This is a genomic window from Mesorhizobium sp. M1C.F.Ca.ET.210.01.1.1 (genome assembly GCF_004791585.1).
Lineage (GTDB): Bacteria > Pseudomonadota > Alphaproteobacteria > Rhizobiales > Rhizobiaceae > Mesorhizobium.
This window is the reverse complement of sequence record NZ_SRUU01000013.1, coordinates 85,261-102,846: the sequence shown is the minus strand read 5'-3', so window position 1 is coordinate 102,846 and position 17,586 is coordinate 85,261. Positions and strand designations below refer to the sequence as shown.

Here is a 17,586-nt window from a genome sequence, read left to right as displayed (position 1 = left end):
CCAAGGCGTCGCCATCGCAGACTGCTCAGCCAGGAAGTCAGTCAGGCATGTCTCTTGGGATCATTTGCGCCAGATATGGTGCTGCAGACGTCGAGCGCTGCCTTTGATCAGTCTGTCGCCTTCTTCATCCTGGGCCAGGCGGGCGCGACGGCCGCGAGCAAGCGCAGCAGCGACAGCCCGTCGCGTCCAAGGAACAGCGACGGCAGGATCCAACACAACAGCAAGCTCCCGGCGGACGCCAGCAATGCTGCATCGACCACCAGGGAGAGCGGTGGCAGCCGGAGCTCGCGCATCCATTCCACCAGTGCCCAGACGCCAGTGCCGACAACGGCCGCGAGCGCGAGGCCAGGCACGTGCACTCCTGCGAACTGCGACCAACTCATCCTGGTTACGCGGAGGCTCAGCTGCGCCATGAGGACGAAGTTGATCGCGAAGGCCGCGCTTACACCGAATGCCACTCCTTCAACGCCCCATAGCTGCCCTATGATGGAGCCAACGAAGACGCCGACGGTGAAGACAGCCTGGCGCCAGGCGCGGGCGTAGACAGTGCCGGTTGCCCGCGAAACGGAATCGCTGAGCTTGTAGCTCGTGCGAAACAGCATGCTGAACGCCAGGACCTGAAGCGGGGCGACGACGCCCTCCCATCCCCGACCGAGAATGACCAGGACCAACTCGGGCGCGACGACAGCCACGACCACGCTGGCCGGAAGGACGAGCAGGGCACAGCCGGAAAGCGCGCTGCGGTAGGCGCGGGCGAGCCGCGCAGGCTCCTCCTGGACCAGGGCCATGGTCGGGAACAGCACGCGGTCGAGAACCTGGCCGACGATAACAGCCGGGGTCGTCATGAGCTGCGACGACAGCCCGTACAGGCCGAGCGCGTCGGCGCCAAGCCAGCGGCCGACGACAAGCCTGTCTGCCTGGGAGGCGAGGTAATTGAAGACCCGGGCGATGGTGAAGCCGCTGCCGAAATAGAGCAGCTCGACAATGGCGCGCCGCTCCAGGAGAGGCAGCATCGGGTGCGATTGGCCGACGAGAAGCACGATCATGCGGATGAATTGCTGGACCAGGAGCGCGGCGACGAGCGCCCAGACGCCGAAGCCGAACCACGCCAGAACAGGGGCGGCAACGACGTACCCGACGGCAAAGGCGCAGGCGTCGACAAGCGCAAGCCAGCGGAAGCGCAGGGCGCGCTGGGCCGCGGCCAATGACACCATTGAAGCTCCCTGGAAAAGAAACACGATGCAGATCGCGCGCACGACCGGAACCAGATCGGCGAGCCGAAGGAGCCCGGCGATGGCGGGTGCCATTGCCCAGATGAGGGCGGAAACGGCGAGTCCAAGCAGAAGCGACAAGGTGAATCCGACCCGAAGATGCCGCTCCTCAAGCACAGGTCGCTGCACGATCGCGGGGCTAATGCCTAGTCCCTGGAAGATGGTCGAAAACCTGATGATGATCAGGGCTGCGGAGTAAAGGCCGAACTCGGTAGGCGAGAGCAGCCGGGCCAGGACGAGGAGGGCGACAAGCTCCGCGACCGCGAGAGCGCCCATGGACAGGGCCGTCCAGAACATGCCCACGACACTTTTTTTGGCCAGCCCGCGTCGAACGTCGCTCACGCTTCTCTCCACTCACTTGGCCGACCGGTCAGGCGGCCAATGCATTTTCCTGGGTGCACTCTGCAGACGACGAAATCCGAAATGTCGGAAACTAGAGCCCTCGGAGCCGGCATGTCATGCTCAACGAAGGGGCTGAGGGATCTCGTAGTGGTAGAATGCCATCTCGTCCCGGATCTCGGGTATGATCGCGGTCAGGTCTTTCGGCTCAAAGCGGAGCCACTTCTGCTGACGGCCGGGATCGATCATCTCCTTGGCCGTTCGAACGATATCGTCAGTGCAGTCCAACCCGCAATGTTGGTAAATGCGCCGCAATACCGGCTCGGGATCCTGCATCAGATCCTCATAGCGAAACGAAAAGACGCGGCCGCTGCCCAGCCTGGCGAGATCTTCCCGAGCTTTTTGGTTGCCGCGCGCCCATTGGCGCGCGATCACCGTCAATTTTTCGTGCTCCTGCAGGTCCCGATCTATCCCTTTGTAACGCGGCCCGTAGATCGGAGTGTATTTTCTCTTCAATATTTTCTTGGCAATGATCTGCGTGATAAAATCCTTTGCATAGTAATGAATTTGCGTCACTGGTGTGGTCGACAATGTTCTTCGAATACCTTTGAATGTCTTTGTTCTTTGCCATTTGAGCTCCATGGAGCTTACACAGGAAAATGGATTCCTCGTAATATAGAGAAATATGGCTTCCGGAAAAATCTCGTGGACAAACGGCACGCGCAGGACATTGGAAGGCGTGTTCTCCATGATCTGCCGGCCGCCGTTACGTGACTGGTATTCGAGGAACCGATCGCGGATGTAGCGGGTAACCTTTTCGGTGGCGTCGGTCTGGCCGAATTCGTCATGGCGCCGCGCAGGATCGGCGTAGAGCCACAATGTTCTCGGCTCGTACCAGGTAACGATGTCGGGGTGCAGCCCGATCAATTTCTGCGCAATGGTGGTGCCCGACCGATAGTTGCCAATCAGAAAAATCGGAGGTTTCAGCTCGGTTGTCGTCATGACAGGTCTCCGTCGCTCTGGCTCAGTCGGGATTGCGCCGATCCGCAACGACACGCTGCGCAGCGCCGCTACTGGTCGCGGAAGGCGCGCATCATCTGGTCCGTCAAAGGCTTCATCAGATAGGAGATCACCCTGCGATCGGCTGTCCGTATGAATGCTTCCACGGGCATGCCGGGCACCAGCGAGAGCGATCCGAGTTTCTGCAGATCCTTCGGGTCGGGCGTGATGCGCACCACGTAGTAGACTTCATTGGTGCGCTGATCGCGCGTGACATCGGCCGAGATCATCGACACCACGCCTTCCGTCTCAGGCGTTGTGCGCACGTTGAAGGCGGTGAAGCGCAGCAGCGCATGCTGGCCGATCAAGAGCTGGTCGATATCCTGTGGAGCGGCCTTCACCTCGACCGTGAGCTTGTCGGTGTCGGGAACGATCAGCATGATCGGTTCCGCCGCACCGACCACACCGCCCACGGTGTGGATAGTCGATTGATGAACAGTGCCGCTGACGGGGGCGCGGATATCGATGTGGGCCAGTTGGTCTTCGGCGGCGACCTTCTTCTCCTCGAACTCGGCGATCTTGGCTTCGACATCGCGCAGCTCGCTCCCGGTCTCGCTGGCGAACTCCTTGTCGAGCTGCAGGATCTGCAGCTCGACCTCGGCGATGGCGCCCTTTGCCTGCGCCATGCTCGACACAAGCTGGGCCCGCTCGCCTTCGATGCGTGTCGCCTCGCGTTCATATTCGGTCAGCTTCGACTTGAGGGTAAGCTTCATTTCGACGAGACTGCGGATGTCGACGAGCTCGTCGTTGATCAGCTCGATCTCCTTGGCCTTTGCCGACTCCTGAGCCGAATAGCCTTCGATCTGCTTGCCGAGCTGATCGATGCGTTCGCGCAAGCGTGCCTTGTTGCCGGAGATCTCCGTCCGACGAAGCCCGAAGAGCCGTTGCTCGCTGGCCACCGTGGCAGCAGTCTCAGGGTCGTTCATTCCCGCGACAAGCACCGGAGCAAGCATCATCCGTTCGCTGCCGTCACGCTCGGCCTCGAGCCGGGACCTTCGTGCATAGAGCTCAATCAGGTTCTTTGTAACGTAGGCCAGGTTGGCGCGCGGGATGGTATCGCTGAGCTCGACGAGAATGTCTCCGCCCCGCACATGGTCGCCATCATGCGCGAAGATCTTGCCGACAACGCCGCCGGTCGGATGCTGCACCTTCTTTTCGCTGGTCTCGACCACCACCGCGCCGCGCGAAATGACCGCCCCGGAAACGTCCACAGTCCCGGCCCAGACTCCCACTCCGCCGACGAGCAGCGCGACGACGGTTGTCCCGCCGAGCAGGTTGCGGCGAATGGATCGCCGGTTGGAGGATGGCCGCTTCAAGATCGTTGCCTTGTTCAGTTCGGCAGTTGCGGCGAGCTTGCAGCCGCCTGCAGGCTCTCGGGGCCGACCTGCGGCGTTGGCAAGAGCTTCGACAGGACGCAATCCCTGGTGCCGAACAGGTGCATCTGTCCCTCTTTCATCATCAGCATGAAATCCACCGTGCTGAGGATGTTCGGCCGATGCGCCACGATCGCCACGATGCCGCCGCGGGCCTTGATTCCGAGGATGGCCGCGGCAAGCGCCATTTCGCCTTCGATGTCGAGATTGGAGTTGGGTTCGTCGAGGACGACCAGGAACGGGTCGCGATAGAGCGCGCGGGCCAGCGCGACGCGCTGACGCTGCCCGGCTGAAAGCGCGGTTCCGCCCTCTCCGATCTGGGTCTCGTAGCCGTTGGGAAGAGCGATGATCAGCTGGTGGACGCCCGCCGCGCGGGCAGCGGCGACAACAGCCTCCGGGTCCGATCCAGGATCGAAGCGGGCGATATTGGCGGCGACCGTTCCAGCGAACAGTTCGACGTCCTGCGGAAGATAGCCTATGTAGCGGCCCAGGCGCTCCGACGACCACTGATCGAGTGCGGCGCCATCCAGCTTGATCCGGCCCGCCAGTGGCCGCCACGCGCCGACCAGCCCGCGCACCAGGCTCGATTTGCCCGAGCCGCTTGGTCCGATGATGCCGAGCACCGAGCCGGCGTCCAGGCTGAATTCCACGCCTTGCACGATGATGCGCTGGGCGCCCGGCGCACCGATCGCGATCCGCTCCACCGTCAAATTCGCGCCGGGGATCGGAAGTGCCATCGGCTGCGGATCCGGCGGCAATCTGGCCAGCAATTTGCTCAGTCTGCCCCAACTCTGGCGCGCGGCTACGAAGTTGCGCCAATGGGCGATGGCGAGATCGACAGGCGCCAGCGCGCGGCCGGCAAGGATGGAGCCGGCGATGATGATCCCCGACGTCGCCTCGCCTTGGATCACCAGCCAGGCGCCCACGCCCAGCATTGCCGACTGAAGCATCAGCCGCATGGCGCGGGCGAAGCTGCCAAAGCCGCCGACGATATCGCTGACATGCTGCTGTTGCGCCAGATACTGACGGCTCGCTTCCCGCCAGTGGTCGTGCAGGCGCTTGCCCATGCCCATCGCCGCAAGCACCTCCGCATTGCGGCGGCTGGCCTCGGCGAGGCTGTTGCGCCGCATGCCGGTCAGAGCCGCGGCGCCCATTGGTTTGCGCGTAAAGACCTCGGTCGCGGCCGTCAGCGCCACCAGCAGGATCGCGCCGCAAATTGCGGTGATCCCGAGGGTCGGATGAAGGCTCCAGATGATCGCCAGATAAAAGGGAAGCCATGGAAGGTCGAAAAGCGTGCCAGGCCCGGCGCTCGACAGAAACGTGCGGATGCTGTCGAGATCGCGCTGCGGCTGCAGCCCGTCGCCCTGCTGGCCGATATAGAGCGGCAGCCTCGAAACAGCGCTGAAGACACGTCCCCCCACCGCATCGTCCAGTTCGGCGGCGATCCGGGTCATGATGCGGCCACGCGCGACATCGATGAGCGCCTGCCCGACAAACAGGACGCCGGCCAATATCGCCATGGCTATCAAGGTCGGGACGCTGCGGCTCGGCAGCACGCGATCGTAGACTTGCAGCATGAACATCGCGCCGGTCAGCATGAGGATGTTGCTCACGCCGCTGAAGAGCGCGACGCCAGCGAACGCTGCCTTGCAGGAGCGCAACGCATCGGCCAGTTCCGACCCTGGCGCCGGCTCCGCGACCGAGGACTGGGCGCCGGCGTTTGCGAACGCGCCCGGCAAGTTGCCCCTTCGTTTCCGCCTTGCGGCGCGGGCGGTTGCCAGGAGCAGCGCCAGGGTTGCGACCGCCAGCCAGACCGGGTGCGCGCCCGAACCGGCCAGCAAGGCCAGGGGATCGGAAAAGAGGCGCCAATCAGCTAGGAGATCGGTCCAGGGCCGCGCCTGCGAGATCCCCTCGAAAGCAGCAAGGCGTGGCAAAAGATCAGCCCCCACCAATGCGACGGCGAGGAGGAGCAGGACTGCTCCGGGAATGCGCGATCGAACGATGACGCGGCGGCGCTCAACACGACGCGACGTTTTGCGGCGCGGGGTTGAGCGGAGGAGAAGTTTCACCCGCCTCGGCTGCATTTCGGCATGCGAATGCGCCCGGCGGAGTCGTCTCCCCAAGGCTGTCAGTGCGGTCCCAAGGATCACGATCGAAGTTCCGAAGATGAGGCCTCAGCCCTGGAATGGTTCAACTTTTCCCGGAATCGCTGCCCCGCTCCAGGCATTTGCATTGATGAAATTCCGGATGGAAAACCGCTGCGCCCTTTCTCTGGAATTGCGGTGAAGCGCGACGGCCGGACCAAACCTGTCCTGTCAAAAGCAAAACTCACCCGAAGGATCGCCGAGCAGCAAAGCATGGCCTTGCCTAAAAAGCGAGCCATGTGCTCGTGTTATTGGCCGATGGCGTTGGGCTGGGTGGTCGCACCCTCCGCATTCGGGGTCGCCATTGTTCCGGAGTCCGGAGCGTAGAACCCTCTGTTGGCCACAACCGAAACCTCGATGACATCGCCGGCTTTCACTTCCGTGTTTTCGTCAGCGACGAGGTCGTGGGCGATCTTCTGGTCGCGCCTGAAGATCGAAATCTTAACGGAGCCTTGCAAGTCGTCGAAGGTCCTCTGTTCGCCGTAGGTGAAGATAAAGAGAAGCTTGTCGGCAACATACCTGATTTGACTTTGGACTTTTCCAAGCTCGACCTGCGTGTCCTGGGTCTGAGCGATCAAGTCCATTTCATAACTTTGCCGCTTCTTTCTCAGTTCGCTCTCCGAATTCAGCAGCTCCTGCTGCACCTGTTCCTGCTGCAGCTCGGTCTGCGCCAGTTCGGCCCGATAGCTGGTATGCGCTCGTTCCGCCGTATTGACATTCGAGTTCGTTATCAGGCCCTTTTCCCGCAGCGACCGGGCAGACTGCAATTCCTCAAGCTGGAGGTTCGCGGTCTTTTCCCGTTCTTTTCTGGTGGCGGCGACCATGTCAGCTTCCTTCTTCGCCCGGTCTACCGAGGCCTGGAGGTAGGAGATGTCGTCCTGATACGCGGCAAGCCTGGCGTTCAACTGCGCTTGCTCGGACGCGATGATGTCGGCAATCAGGTGTCCGCCGAACTCGACGGGAGGATCCGACGGTGCCGCGAAGGATTTGTCTTCCCGGCTTTCCGCCTGGAGTCGGGCCAGCCGGACCTTCAGGCGATATTCTTCGATCGCCAGATTTGCGCGGGTGCTGCGCAGATCAGCTATTTGCAGGGCCGGCTCGGTGTTTCCCACCGTAGTGGGCCGGAAGCCGCCTGCTATAGCGAGCGCGTGGCGAACCGTTATTCCCGGTTGAAACGGGTATGATCCGGGGTGGGCCACCGTTCCGGAAATGAAGAATGGCCGGTATTGACCGATCTCCACCTTCACGAAGGGCTCGAGGATGAGCTTCTGCTGCCTAAATGCCTGTTCAATGGCTTGCGAAAGGGCGACGGTGGTGAGGCCTCGGGCTTTGATATCGCCCAGCATCGGCAGGGATATCGAGCCCCGATCATCGACCACCACATCCAGCGGATAGGCGGCCTCGCCGATCACGGATATCCGCAGGACGTCGCCGGTGTCGAAAGCATATCCATCGGCGCGGGATGCATGCGCGGCGAGCAGGACGAAGGCAATGGCGAGGCCAGCAACCATTGCGAGTCCGCGGCCGGCCACGCGGTCGAGCCCGGGAAAGAGCCAGTTCTTTCGCCAGGGCCTGGATGGACATTGCTGGTCAGCACGCATACGCATCGTCTGTACTCCGGTTACCTTGACCGCAGCCATCGCGACCAGTCGACGTTCGTCGGCCGGAGCGTGACAGCAGGGATCCGTTCGGTTGGAGAAACAAGCCTTGCAGCTCCACGTCTCCGTCGGAGCGACAAAGGCCGATCAAAATCCGTGCAGCCCCAAGGTCTGCTTGGCCAAGCCGTCGCGAATTCGCGCCTCGTTTGGCTTTGCGGCTGAAGGGGCCGACTCCAGGACGGATTGATAAATCAGCTCGACCCTTTCGCACATGGACTCCAGCCCCCAGGACGAAAGGTCGGTGAGTTTCGCGCCGTCAGCCAGTCTGGCGCGATAGTGCTGGTTCTCAAGAAGATCGGCGACCGCCGCCGCGGCGGCGCCCACGTCTTCCGCCGGCGTCACAATTGCATTCACGCCGTGCTTCACAATCTCTTCCACTCCGGGCAGGTGGGAGATCACGCTCGCTCGCCCGCCCGCCAGATACTGCATCATGACGCGCGGCAATCCTTCTCGCATGGACGTCAGCACGCACACGTCCGCCAGGCTGATCAGTCGTTCCGGCTCGCGATGATAACCGATCATACGAACGTTGTTTGCGAACGGGGATCGCTCAATCGCCGATTCGACGGCGGATCGCGCCGGCCCTTCACCGGCGACGAGCAGTCGCACGTTCGGAATTCGGTCAACGACTTGCCCGAATGATTCAATGAACTCGACGTGGCGCTTTCTCGGTTCCAGCGCGGCCAGCATGAGGACCACCGGTGGCTTTGGTTCCCCCACAGCCGTCCCCAGAAGCAGATGCGGTTCCTGCGGCCACTTCGCGTTGGCGAAACGCGCCAGATCGAAGCCGGAGTGGACGACGTGATGCTGATCGGGACGGCCCAGATGATTGGCGATGCAGATGTCGCGCATGGCCTGGCTGACGTCGATGTAAGCGCGCGTGAACTTCGCGGCCAGGCGTTCGGCAGCCAGGAATATCAGCCTCTGCGCGACGCCCACATGCACGAAAGGCAAGATGTGCACGCCATGTACGATGCCAGGGATATGGGCTTCCCTGGCAGCAAGACGGCCGACGATGCCGGCCTTGCTTTGATGCGTGTGCACGATGTCGGGCTGCCAATCGCGCATGAGGCGAGTGAGTTGCCCGAACGCGGAAATGTCGCGAGACGGCGAAATCGAGTTGATCAGGTTTCCGAGCGTCACCACGCGAAGGGCTCCGGCGACGGACGCCCGTAGGCCCGGGTCGTATTCCTCGCCGTGAACCAGCAGCACTTCGTGGCCATGCCGCGCCTGAGCAAGGCAACAAGCCAATGTGTTCTCTTCGGAACCTGCCCGAAGCAGTCGGGTGAGCACATGAACGATCTTCATTTGCCTATACCTCAGGGGACGTGAAATCCGGGCTCGGGCGGAGGATCGGGATCATCGAGCGGAGCGTTCGGCCGCTCCGGCTTTTCGCGCGCATGGCTGGGATCGCCTGTTGCCTGGCGCGATCGTGGAGGGCTGCAATCCGCGTCTGTTCTGGGAGTGGGTACCGGGCCGAGGGCCGCGCCTGTTACAGAGACAGCCAGATATGCCGGAACAGTTCGCGGCCAACCGCATCTATGCCGGCGCTTGCATCAACGGTTCGGATGCTCTTGTCCCTGGCTCGCAGCTCCGCCATCAGCGACAGCCGCGCATCGAACGCTTCTTTCTTGATTTCCCCCGGCTTTCGCTGCTCCGAGACGGCAAAATCTGAAACGAGGTGCAAAGTGAGGTGCGGCCGGCGCTCCGCCATCTTCTGGTAGAGCCGCTGTTCGAGTCGGGCGAGAGCGGACAAGCCCGGGATGGAGAACAGGTGCTGCGGGATGGTTGGCCCGTCCAGGTATCCTCTGCGAAGCGCTTGCGGCCACCTGTCACAAATGACGATCATGCCGCGTGTCGCCCATCGATGTGCGCGTTTCACGACCACGTATCGCTCGAACGCGATCAAAACCGCCCACAACGCCAAAGCCGCAGCGACAACGCCCTGCCTTGGCCCGTTCCGACCGCGGGAGTCCTCGCCGTCGTTTCCGGCCAAGGACTTGAGGCGGCGCCTGTAGGGGAAAACCAGAGCCTGCAGCGCTTTGCGAAGCCGCCATCCATTGCCGTCGCCAGTTCCGACATAAGCTTGCCCGCAGCCGAATTTCCATCGAAAGATCTGCGTCAGCCGGTCAGCCTGGGTGCTCTTGCCCATGCCGTCGGGGCCTATTAACGCCACCACGAATCCACCGGCCGCAGGCCGTCGTTTTGGTGGAAAGCTGCCGGGCATCAAGCGGTGAAGGAACCTCAGGGCGAGATATGAGCTCTTGCGAGCCAGATGGACCGCGGCGTCGGCTATTCCATAGCGCCCCATGAAACCGCCCATTTCCCGGATCGCACGCCGCAGCTTTGCAAGATCTCCGCGGTGGGCGGCCAAGCCATCGCCGTCTTGCCGCAACCTGCAGCTCACCGTTCTGCCGCCGCCAAGCGTGTATTCCACGACACGCGATCCGGACTCGCCGGGCAGAATTGGCAGGCGTGAAATCTGGTCCTTCCAACCGCCGCCGATGGTGACCCATTGCTGCCACGGCAGCGCCCAGGCCCGAAAGGCGAAACGGGCAATCGTTATTCGAAGCTCGTCCTCGGGAGAGACCACCGGGACCGATACGCCTGCCACGCTGATCGGGTCCCATCGTGCAATCGCCGCATGGTCGAATACCGGATAGCGCTTCCGAAACTCCCAGCCGACCCGGCCGCCGACATGCATGTCGAGATGGAGATAGCGGCCGCGCGAAAAATCGGGCACGAACCAGTCTTCCCGGCCGGCGCAGACATTGTCGTAGCAGGACAGGCTGACGCCGCGACGGCCGTGGAGCTCGCTCACGATCGAGCAGAAGACCGGATAGTCACGCTTGTCCAACAGAACATCCAGATCGTCTCGGCCGGACAGTCCGTCGTGCAGGGATGCGAGATCCTGGATTATTCCATATCTCAGGCCGGCTTCATTGAAAGCACGAAACAATTCGGCGGCTATAGGCAGTACCGGCGCCGTTTCGGAAGCGCACGAACCGCTTCCGTCAGGTCCCACATCCGCCTGGCGGCCCGGCGGGCCCAAGCCAAGCGAAGGGCCCGGCGCTGAAACTTCCGGCGCCAACGCCCCGGTCAGCATCCTTGCCTTGGCACCCGGGGACCAGCGACGATACCGTCGGGGCTGCAGGCCAAGTTCGCCGGGCTCCTCCGGGCGGTGGCTTGCTGGCTTGGATTTGGGTGCATGTTGCAAGGGGTTTCCCGCAGTTTGTCTGCGACGAGCCTCATTCGCTCATCGTCGCCTTTGCAAGCTACCGCACCCAAGGTGAATTGGGCGTCTATTCGGTAGTCTCTGCCAGTATTTATATTTCAAACAAGCTGAAACTTATTGCAAGTATTAATGAATTACAGATACTTTATCTCTGTTGATAGTAATTGGAATTGAGCGGTTCATGATATCGAGAAGAATTCTGACCGCTCCAGCGCTTCCGACGTGGTCAAGAACTCCCAGCTGGTCCGAAAACGGTCCGTCGATGATCCTGATTCTTTGGCCCGGCTTCAACAGAATGTCCGGGTGCAAAATTCCGTCGTCGTCGGTTGCCGATATAAGGGACTCAACAACGCCATGGGGCGCCGGTATAGGCATTCCTTTGCTCATGATCAGCCTTCGGACGCCGACGGTCGAGTTGATCGGGTACCAGCTCTGCTGATGAACAGCCAGCGAGACGAACAGATAACAGTCGAAATACGCGCTGGAGACGGTTCTGACGCTGCGGGCATGGCGGATGGTTCGCTTCCGCCTGGGCAGATAGGTTCGGAAGTTTTGCGACAGCAGGTGCCTTTCAGCGAGGCTTTCGGCATGCTGGTGCGTCTGAACCACGAACCAACGGGCAGCTTCGCCGTCGCGATTTCGTCTTGCAGACTCCGGGATCGGTTCATCGTATAGATCAGCGTTCAGCATGGCGAAATATTGTCTCTTCCTCTAGTTGAGATAGTAACTGTCCGAGACGCTGCTTTCGAGCGATGTGTAACGTCCGTATCTCGGCAGCTTTGGCTCCTCCACCATTGTCAAGGCGATGCCGGCAATCCTGGAGCGGCCGCCGAGATGTCGAATTCCTTCGGCAACGGCTTCGCGCGAAGTTTCGCGCCACTTCACGACAAAGACGATCTTGTCGACATGCTTCGCCAGGATCGTGGCATCGGCCGCGGGTCCGACAGGCGGTGCGTCGATGATCACCGTGTCGAATTTTCCCCGAAGCTCGTCGAGGATGGAGCGCATTCGCGCCGAAGCGAGAAGGGCAGGCGGGTTGCGGGTCCTCGCGCCGGCGGGCAACAGGGAAATGCCCGAGCGCTCGTCCGCATGAATTGCGTTTGCGGTCTTTATCGGCAAAGTGAGAAGGTCGACCAGGCCGACTTTGTCCGCCATGCCGAAAAAGGCCGTCGTAGCGGACAGTCGCAGGTCCGCATCGATGACCAGGACCCGTTGGCCGTCGGCCGCGGCGGAGCAGGCCAGGCTCAACACCAGAGTTGTCTTTCCTTCGCCGGGCATCGCCGACGTCACCAGCATGAGGCGGGGCGAGCGGTCCAATTCCGACGTCGACTCGACACCGAGACGGAGCCGCCGCACCGCTTCGCTGTATCTGGATAGTGGCCTGCGCTCGAGATAGGCCACCGGCTGCGCCTGGGATTGGGCGTCCTTCGACCAGCCCGACATCCTTGGCATGGACGCAAGTACGGGAACGGCCAGCTCGTCTTCGATCTGCTTCTTTGCCATGAAGCCGGAAGCGAAAAGCTCACGGAGAACAGCGCTGGCGCTCCCGAAGAAGAAGCCGAAAACCAAACCCAGTGCCGCAAAAAGCGGCCTGTTCGGGAAACTCGGTGCAGCCGGAACACCGGCCTCGGTGATCACGCGCACGCCGCTATTGAGGAGGGTGGATTTTTCCTCGGCAAGCTTGGCGCGCGACAGGAACGTCTCGAAGAGTTCTTTGTTCGCGGCGGCAATCCTCTCCAGATCGCGCAGCTGGACGCCAATCTGGCCTTCGACTTCCGATCGGTTGGATACGGAGTCCAAGGCCCGGGCCAGAGACGCTTCCCGGGCTTCGGCGGCGTCCACTTCATTCTTCAGATTGCCGATAAGGCGCTGGACCTCGGCGGCAATCTGCCCCTCTATGTCGTGGCGCTCGGCCTGGGCGGCCATGACGTCGGGATGCCGTTCGCCATATTTCAATCGAAGGTCGGCTTCCCGCCGGCTTACCAGGGACAGCTGAGCTCGCAATGCATTGACCACGACGGACTGCAATACGTCGGGCATCGACTGGATGTCGCCGCCAGTGGCCTGCAACTTGTCAACTTGTTGATACTGCGCCCGTTTCTCCGACAGTTCGGCGCGCGCGTTGATCAAGGCGACGTTCAGTTCGGACAGCTGCTGGTCAGTCAGGCTGCCCGCCGGCGTCGCCAGCAGATTGTGATCGATCCGAAACTTCTGGACAGCCTGTTCCGAACGGCTGAGTTCCGCCCGCAGATACGAGGCCCGGTCACTAAGCCATGTGGAGGCTTTTTGGACGCCTTCGTAACGGGACTTTAGGCGATCGGCGACATAGGCCTGGGCGATTGCATTGGCGAGCGCTGCCGCTTTTTCCGGGTCGTACGTGCTCACATCGAGCTCAATGACGTTGCCAAGCCCGACGCGCGAGACTCCCAGCGCGCCCTGGAGCCATGTCAATGCCGCCGGCCCGATCTTGGGGTCGTCCGCAAGCTTCTGGCTGTCAACGACCTGCCGAAGAAGTGAGGCAGATCTCAGGACTGCAATCTGACTTTCGATGAATGTTGGATTGTCGGCAAAGTCAGAATTGGAATAGTCTTGCGGAGTCATGTAGTCGATCGGAGCGTCAAGCAGTATTTGCGCAGCGCCCGTGTAGGATGCCGGGATAACATAAGCGGCGCCCACAAATAAAACGAAGGTGAGCGCTGCAATACCGCATACCAGCTTCCATCGCCGAAGAAAGAAATCGACGATCTCCCTGACGTCGAGCGGCAGAAACTCCTTGATCATCAACGGATTGTCAGCTGGACTTGCCATTTCCGAATCCCTGCGATCGGCAACACAACACCCATCCATTCAGCGTCGGCTGAATGGCTTTTTTCAAAACAGTTCGGGCAGTTAGCTGTTAGGCGCGCTCAAGCGCACAGTGTAGCCTTCATGCCCCCGCCGGCATGCCCAGATCGCTCTCTTCCACCCATGACCGATCACGTCGCCGGTCAGTACAAAACATATCAGCTTCGCGGATATCCCCGCCATTACCATTATTGAGTAGTAATTCGGCTAAAGGTCGATCTGGTCTACCCGGCGAGCCTTCCAGAGCTTTAGACGTCGCCGGGACAACTTGCTGTCGCTCTTCCGGGAGGTCCATAACACCACCGACGTGTAGCCTCTCGCAGGGCTGCGCGTGTCGCCGGACGACGAGAAGACCGTTGCGGCGGGCTTGAGGCTGATATGGACACTTACAGCGAAATCGTTGCGGCGCTTCTAGATTGGGTGGTCAACAGGCCGGGAGCCATTCTGATGCTGTCAGCGACCCTGCCGCTGATGCTCCTTTTGCAGAAGGGCCGGCTGCTGGGCTACGGGGCCCTTGCCGTGCTTGTCGGGGCTGTCGCGGTGATTTTTTTCGGCATCGAGAATCCGGTCGGAGCGGTCATCGTCCTTCTTGCCTATAGTTTGCTGGTTTCAGTTGCCCTGCTTTCCATCCGGAAGCGTTTGACGCAGATCGAGGATCGCCTGGCATTGGTCATGGCGACACTCGGCGACCTGGAAGTCGCCGAGGAAAGACGGCAGACTTACAATGCCAAGCGTCCCTCGGTCTCGCGGGTCCAGCCGCGCAGGAAGCGGCCTGCCGGAACAATCGAGCAAAACGCTTCGGCCAGCGCAACCGAGAGCCCTGGAAGAGAGGGGCAGTCGATCCCGGGCCCGCTTTGGCAAGAGCTGCAAACGCTTGATGCTCGACCAGGCTCCGCGCTTCCGGCATCAACCCGGCCGGCAGAACGCGGTCCGCTTTCGAAAGCGCGCCAAGAAGGGCAGCAACCGAGTTGAACAACTCTGCCGGCGGTGGGTTGAATCAGTTGAAGTAACCGCAGCCCTGAAGCACGTCTTGCGAAAGCGGGGTCCGGTTTCGGGACAAAGACATGTGTAAAATCAAAAGCCTAAGGCGCATGCAGCGAATCTGAAAGATCGCGATGCGCTTCAAGCAATACGTTCGACCGAGGGCAGCGTCGGTCTACCGCTGGCGGCCCATGGGCAACTTGCCGAAGCCGATCCGGTGGGGCGATCGGCGGGAGCCGCGTTGATCGCTGGCCGAAATGACATGCAGCCTGGTTCGACTTTTCATCCCGGCCGGGAAACGCGCCTGCGCGGCGGTCGTGCTCCGACGAGATGCTGCCGGTGTCTCCCGGGAACTCAAAGCGGCCTCGGCCGAACCCGCCCGCATGATGGGGCCCGATGATCCGAGGTGGTAGGCTTGTACCCAAAGGTGGTAGACTGGGTCGCCATTCGGATGAAATGATAGATGGAACCATTTGTGTAGTTGATGGTTGCAGCTTAAGGTTGATCGGGGCGATCACGAGTTGGGGTGCTCAGAACAAAATGAGCTTATCAAAGCAGGCTCTTGGATTGGCGCGGGGACCGACGCTTGCTGACGCAAGTTGGGAAAGGGGTATGGCCGTGCTGCCGGGCGCTGTGCGCCGCACCTATCCGGCCAACGCGACGATCGCGGGCGAATATCAGGCCAGATCCTCTATCCTGATCATGACCGCCGGGTGGGCGGCATTTGCCAAAACGCTACCGAATGGCTCGCGTCTCATCGTCGATTTTGCGCTTCCTCGCGAGATTGCGATAATCGAGTTCGCTGGAGAGGCCGGCGAGACTGTGACGGCTCTGTCGGATGTGACCGCGATTGAACTGGCCGGTCCCGTCCGCACCTGTTTTTCGCGCTTTCCGCAGTCGATCTGCGAGGCCATCCTGGTGGCTCAGGCAACGCGATATGCAAGGCTCGCGGAACACCTGGCCGGGGCCAGCAGAAGGGGAGCTGTGGAGCGCACGGCTCACCTTCTTCTCGAACTGGCTTGCCGCGCACATCGATCGGCAACGAGTTATCCCGACCGCTTTGCATGCCCGCTGAACCAGGCGGAACTGGCGGACGCGCTGGGGCTTTCGGCTGTGCATGTGAGCCGCGTATTGAAGACATTGCGGGAGACCGGCCTGGCGTCATTCCGCAATGGCGTGGTCGAGTTGCATGACCATGCGGGACTGATCGAAACAGCTGGATTTGATCGGTCTTACATTTCGAGCTGACGTGCAAGCGGCTCGGCGGGAGACCGCACTCGGCCCGCAAGGTGTTCCAAATCCGCGAAGCCGCGCAGTCCTACTGTGCGGCAAGGTGGTCTCTGTTCAAGCGAGCAGACCTGCTGCCAAGCCTGTCTTGGCCCCTGGCCAGGGCCGGCTGACCGATCTTCCGAGCACATCGCCCGCGCTGCCGCCGCAAGAATGCTATAAGGCCGCGGAACAGTTCCCGGATGTCGCCGTCGACGAGGTGATCTCGGACACTTTCGCCATGCGGCTGCTGCGGGACCCGGAGCTGCCATCGAGAAGGAAACAGAAAATGTCCTTGCATAGGATCGCCGTGATCGGCGGTGACGGCATCGGCCCCGAGGTCGTCGAGGCCGGCGTCGAGGTGCTGGAAGCCCTGGCCGCCGTGGAGCCCGGTCTTGCGTTCGAGTTCAAGCGCTTCGATTGGGGCTCGGACTACTATCGCCGCAACGGCCGGATGATGCCGCAGGACGGCCTGGCTCAGATCGAGGACTTCGATGCCATCTATTTCGGCTCGGTCGGCGACCCGGACCTGCCGGACGACATCACGCTTTGGGGTCTGCGCCTGGCCATCTGTCAGGGGTTCGACCAATACGCCAATGTGCGGCCGACGCGCCTTCTGCCAGGCCTCACCGGCCCGCTGCGGCCCGAACTCGGCCAGCAGATTGACTGGGTGATCGTGCGCGAGAACAGCGAAGGCGAATATGCGGGCGTCGGCGGCCGCGCCCATCGCGGGCTGCCGATCGAGGTCGGCATGGATGTCGCTGTCTTCACCCGCGCCGGCATCGAGCGCATTGCCCGGTTTGCCTGCGACCTTGCCATGTCGCGCCCACGCAAGCTGCTGACCGTCGTTACCAAGTCGAACGCGCAGCGCCATGGCATGGTGCTCTGGGACGAAGTCGTGCGGGAAGTGGTTCGAGGCTATCCCGGCCTGACTGTCGACTGGATGCTGGTAGACGCCATGACCCAGCGCATGGTCAACAAGCCCGGCAGCATCGACACGGTTCTGGCGACCAACCTGCATGCCGACATCCTGTCGGATCTGGCGGCGGCGCTTGGTGGCTCGCTCGGCATCGGCTCGACGGCGAACATCGATCCGTCGCGCAGCCGCCCGTCGATGTTCGAACCGATCCACGGCTCGGCCTTCGATATCACCGGCAAGGGTGTCGCCAATCCGCTTGGATCGTTCTGGACGGCAAGCCTGATGCTTGACCATCTCGGCGAGCAGGCCGCAGCGCGGCGCCTTATGGTGGCGATTGAAACCGTCACTGGCCGAGGCGAGTCTCTCAGTCCAGACCTTGGCGGCGCGGCCCGCACCGCCGAGGTCACCGCTGCCGTGATTGCCGCGCTCGAAGGCGTAAACAGCACGAGCTCATCCCGGTTGGCCGGATAGAGGCGGCAAAACGAAGTTGGGCGCCG

Annotated in this window: 12 protein-coding genes; 3 read left to right on the top strand and 9 right to left on the bottom strand. The window is 61.8% G+C overall.

The annotated features are described in order from the left end of the window. Positions 1 to 107: 107 nt before the first annotated feature. From EN853_RS16715 to EN853_RS16675, 9 genes are all read right to left on the bottom strand, one after another. Positions 108 to 1,613 (bottom strand): lipopolysaccharide biosynthesis protein, encoded by a 1,506-nt coding sequence (locus EN853_RS16715; protein ID WP_245517053.1) that lies wholly within the window; start codon positions 1,611 to 1,613, stop codon positions 108 to 110. Between the two features lie 120 nt (positions 1,614 to 1,733). After that, positions 1,734 to 2,612 carry a sulfotransferase gene (locus EN853_RS16710; protein ID WP_127860839.1) on the bottom strand — a complete coding sequence of 293 codons (879 nt, stop codon included), beginning with the start codon at positions 2,610 to 2,612 and terminating at the stop codon, positions 1,734 to 1,736. 68 nt (positions 2,613 to 2,680) lie between these two features. Beyond that, complete coding sequence (locus tag EN853_RS16705) at positions 2,681 to 3,985, bottom strand: HlyD family type I secretion periplasmic adaptor subunit (RefSeq protein WP_348631579.1); 1,305 nt, start codon at positions 3,983 to 3,985, stop codon at positions 2,681 to 2,683. Positions 3,986 to 3,999: 14 nt separating this feature from the next. Further along, entirely contained in the window at positions 4,000 to 5,976 is a 1,977-nt protein-coding gene (locus EN853_RS16700; RefSeq protein WP_245517052.1) for a type I secretion system permease/ATPase, read from the bottom strand. A 458-nt stretch (positions 5,977 to 6,434) separates the two neighbouring features. After that, positions 6,435 to 7,793 (bottom strand): polysaccharide biosynthesis/export family protein, encoded by a 1,359-nt coding sequence (locus EN853_RS16695; protein ID WP_245517049.1) that lies wholly within the window; start codon positions 7,791 to 7,793, stop codon positions 6,435 to 6,437. Between the two features lie 138 nt (positions 7,794 to 7,931). Beyond that, positions 7,932 to 9,152, bottom strand: coding sequence for a glycosyltransferase (locus tag EN853_RS16690; protein ID WP_127860840.1), 1,221 nt, complete (start codon positions 9,150 to 9,152; stop codon positions 7,932 to 7,934). A gap of 184 nt (positions 9,153 to 9,336) precedes the next feature. Further along, entirely contained in the window at positions 9,337 to 10,950 is a 1,614-nt protein-coding gene (locus EN853_RS16685) for a hypothetical protein (RefSeq protein WP_189343888.1), read from the bottom strand. Positions 10,951 to 11,205: 255 nt separating this feature from the next. After that, positions 11,206 to 11,769 (bottom strand): transcription termination/antitermination NusG family protein, encoded by a 564-nt coding sequence (locus EN853_RS16680; RefSeq protein WP_127860841.1) that lies wholly within the window; start codon positions 11,767 to 11,769, stop codon positions 11,206 to 11,208. Between the two features lie 21 nt (positions 11,770 to 11,790). Continuing rightward, on the bottom strand, positions 11,791 to 13,887 hold the full coding sequence (locus EN853_RS16675) for a polysaccharide biosynthesis tyrosine autokinase (RefSeq protein WP_127860842.1): 2,097 nt from the start codon (positions 13,885 to 13,887) through the stop codon (positions 11,791 to 11,793). 414 nt (positions 13,888 to 14,301) lie between these two features. On the opposite strand from EN853_RS16675, the gene EN853_RS16670 reads away from it, so the two are divergent. From EN853_RS16670 to EN853_RS16660, 3 genes are all read left to right on the top strand, one after another. After that, positions 14,302 to 14,895 carry a hypothetical protein gene (locus EN853_RS16670; RefSeq protein WP_127860843.1) on the top strand — a complete coding sequence of 198 codons (594 nt, stop codon included), beginning with the start codon at positions 14,302 to 14,304 and terminating at the stop codon, positions 14,893 to 14,895. A 621-nt stretch (positions 14,896 to 15,516) separates the two neighbouring features. After that, positions 15,517 to 16,152 carry a Crp/Fnr family transcriptional regulator gene (locus tag EN853_RS16665; RefSeq protein ID WP_167524498.1) on the top strand — a complete coding sequence of 212 codons (636 nt, stop codon included), beginning with the start codon at positions 15,517 to 15,519 and terminating at the stop codon, positions 16,150 to 16,152. Positions 16,153 to 16,459: 307 nt separating this feature from the next. Further along, the gene (locus tag EN853_RS16660) at positions 16,460 to 17,560 is read left to right on the top strand and encodes a tartrate dehydrogenase (RefSeq protein ID WP_127860845.1); all 1,101 of its coding nucleotides are present in this window, start codon (positions 16,460 to 16,462) and stop codon (positions 17,558 to 17,560) included. Positions 17,561 to 17,586 lie beyond the last annotated feature (26 nt).

Excerpts from the sequence above, each read along its gene's own strand:
- EN853_RS16710 (WP_127860839.1), bottom strand. The coding sequence starts at position 2,612 with ATGACGACAACCGAGCTGAAACCTCCGATTTTTCTGATTGGCAACTAT.
- EN853_RS16695 (WP_245517049.1), bottom strand. The coding sequence starts at position 7,793 with ATGCGTATGCGTGCTGACCAGCAATGTCCATCCAGGCCCTGGCGAAAG.
- EN853_RS16690 (WP_127860840.1), bottom strand. The coding sequence starts at position 9,152 with ATGAAGATCGTTCATGTGCTCACCCGACTGCTTCGGGCAGGTTCCGAA.
- EN853_RS16685 (WP_189343888.1), bottom strand. The coding sequence starts at position 10,950 with ATGCTGACCGGGGCGTTGGCGCCGGAAGTTTCAGCGCCGGGCCCTTCG.
- EN853_RS16680 (WP_127860841.1), bottom strand. The coding sequence starts at position 11,769 with ATGCTGAACGCTGATCTATACGATGAACCGATCCCGGAGTCTGCAAGA.
- EN853_RS16675 (WP_127860842.1), bottom strand. The coding sequence starts at position 13,887 with ATGGCAAGTCCAGCTGACAATCCGTTGATGATCAAGGAGTTTCTGCCG.
- EN853_RS16670 (WP_127860843.1), top strand. The coding sequence starts at position 14,302 with ATGGACACTTACAGCGAAATCGTTGCGGCGCTTCTAGATTGGGTGGTC.
- EN853_RS16665 (WP_167524498.1), top strand. The coding sequence starts at position 15,517 with ATGGCCGTGCTGCCGGGCGCTGTGCGCCGCACCTATCCGGCCAACGCG.
- EN853_RS16660 (WP_127860845.1), top strand. The coding sequence starts at position 16,460 with ATGTCCTTGCATAGGATCGCCGTGATCGGCGGTGACGGCATCGGCCCC.